This is a genomic window from Synechococcus sp. R8-2, assembly GCF_047461715.1.
GTDB lineage: Bacteria > Cyanobacteriota > Cyanobacteriia > Thermostichales > Thermostichaceae > Thermostichus.
The window spans coordinates 1-1426 of sequence record NZ_JANSHQ010000473.1; the positions used below are offsets into that span (position 1 = coordinate 1).

At 57.4% G+C, this 1426-nt stretch carries 2 protein-coding genes; both read left to right on the top strand.

Annotated elements, in window-relative coordinates:
- Window positions 1-71 precede the first annotated feature (71 nt).
- Window positions 72-752, top strand: coding sequence for an energy-coupling factor ABC transporter ATP-binding protein (locus NW819_RS11205; RefSeq protein WP_414331746.1), 681 nt, complete (start codon window positions 72-74; stop codon window positions 750-752).
- Between the two features lie 257 nt (window positions 753-1009).
- Window positions 1010-1222, top strand: coding sequence for a CP12 domain-containing protein (locus NW819_RS11210; protein WP_011434185.1), 213 nt, complete (start codon window positions 1010-1012; stop codon window positions 1220-1222).
- Window positions 1223-1426 lie beyond the last annotated feature (204 nt).

Sequence of the window (1426 nt, forward strand, 5' to 3'; positions counted from 1 at the left end):
CCCGTCCCGGTTTTTTGGCCCAGTTGCAAAGCTGAGGACAGCCCTTTTCTCTCTGCCGCTAAGGGATCCCCATGTCTGAGGTGGCCATTCGGGTGGAGAGCCTGACCTTTGCTTGGCCGGAACGTCCGCCGGTTTTGCAGGCGTGCAGTTTTGTCATTCCCAAGGGCCAGTTGTGGATGCTGTTGGGGCCCAATGGCAGCGGCAAGTCCACTTTGTTGCAACTATTGTCCGGATCCCTGACCCATCCCCAGCCCCTTTCGGGCCACCTGGAGATTCGCGGTCGGCTGGGCTATGTGTTTCAAAACCCGGATCACCAACTGTTCATGCCCACGGTGGGAGCCGATGTGGCCTTTGGCTTGGGAGCAGAGGCTCTGACCTTGGCAGAAATTCACCAGCGGGTGGAAACAGCCTTGGAGCAAGTCGGATTAAAGCACCTGATCCGTCGGCCCATCCACGGCCTCAGCGGCGGACAGAAGCAACGGGTGGCAGTGGCAGGGGCTTTGGCCCGGCGCAGCGAGGTGCTGCTTTTGGACGAGCCGACAGCTCTGTTGGATCCCGATAGCCAGGCGGATTTGCTGCGGTGCATCCGTCAATTGGTGGATCAAGAAGGCATCACCGCCCTCTGGGTAACCCATCGGCTGGCGGAACTGGAATGGGCAGACGGGGCGATTTTGCTCTCGGAAGGTCAAGTGCGTCAACAGGGATCCCCAGAGCAGGTGCGGCAACGGATTGAACAACTGTTTGGGGCCTGAGGGATCCCTGCGCATCCTGATCCCAAAGAGATCGCGAAAGCGTAGCTGCACCCCCCGGGTGTCCCTGTTTAGAATAGGTAATGTATCCGGTTGATCAATTCGGTTGGCACAAGGTCATTATCCTGGACTCATTCCTCATCTGGATCGGCTGGTTTTTACCTGTTGATCCTCGGTTACACCGAATCCCTACAGGTTCTGCGTCAACCGGTTATATCAGCGGGCCACCGGCCCCATCTAGTCTAAAGGAGCTTGAGAACATGGGACTGTCTGAAGTGATCGCCAAAGAGCTGGAAAATGCTCGCAACGTCTGCTCTGAGTACGGCGAAGGGGATCCCCACTGCCGTGCGGCCTGGGATGCGGTTGAAGAAGTGCTGGCAGCTCGCAGCCACCAGCCGAGGACTCCCAGCAGCCTAGAGCAGCACTGCGCCGAAAACCCAGATGCTGTTGAATGCCGGGTCTACGATACCTGATTCTCGGGAAGTCTACGGTGTAGATGATCTCTGTCGATTCCCTAGGGATCGATGGGGATCTAGGCTTGGGGTTCCTGACAAAATCCAGCAGCCTGCCGGATCCTTATCCGGTGGGTTTTGCTTTTCTGGGTTGGAAGGCGTGACTGGGTGCAGCCTTTTGGTTGCCATCCATCGAAACCAAAACCAGGACTCATCAAGCTCAAG

Excerpts from the sequence above, each read along its gene's own strand:
- NW819_RS11205 (WP_414331746.1), top strand. The coding sequence starts at position 72 with ATGTCTGAGGTGGCCATTCGGGTGGAGAGCCTGACCTTTGCTTGGCCG.
- NW819_RS11210 (WP_011434185.1), top strand. The coding sequence starts at position 1,010 with ATGGGACTGTCTGAAGTGATCGCCAAAGAGCTGGAAAATGCTCGCAAC.